The 529-nt window shown below is 38.8% G+C and carries 1 pseudogene; it reads left to right on the forward strand.

Annotated elements, in window-relative coordinates:
• Window positions 1-529: pseudogene (locus tag GQR38_RS20020) on the forward strand (glycerol-3-phosphate 1-O-acyltransferase); the annotation flags it as partial.

The following is a 529-nucleotide window of genomic DNA, read 5'->3' on the forward strand; positions in this document are numbered from 1 at the left end:
AATGCGTGGCAAGTGTTAGGCATTTTCAAAAAGCTACAAAATTTCGGACGTGCTTTTGTTAATTTCGGTGAGCCGATTAATCTCAAACAATATTTTGACCAACAGCAACCTAATTGGCGAGAACAAATTTTATCTGAACAGGCGTTGCAGCGGCAAATTAATCACCTTGCTGATAATGTGATGCAGGGGATCAATCAAGTAACGGCGGTTAATGCGTTACCTTTATGCGCTGCTATTTTATTATCAAGTGTTAATCATCAGTTAGGTAAGCAGCGAATGCTGACGTTGTTGCGATTGCATCAGCAGTTATTAGCAAGTATCTCCGACAATGCGGGGATTACTTATCCAACACAGTCGCCTGAATTAATTTACCAACAGGCATTAGCGATGAATAAGTTTTCTGAATCTAATCATGTTGTGAGTTGTGACCACCAACAAAGTACGCATTTAACATATTACCGTAATACAGTGGTACATGTATTTGCGTTACCGTCATTACTTAGTTATGCCTTAATAAAGCTAAGTAATG

The sequence above is a fragment of the Pseudoalteromonas sp. c7(2019) genome, assembly GCF_011378625.1.
GTDB classification, from domain to species: domain Bacteria; phylum Pseudomonadota; class Gammaproteobacteria; order Enterobacterales; family Alteromonadaceae; genus Pseudoalteromonas; species Pseudoalteromonas arctica.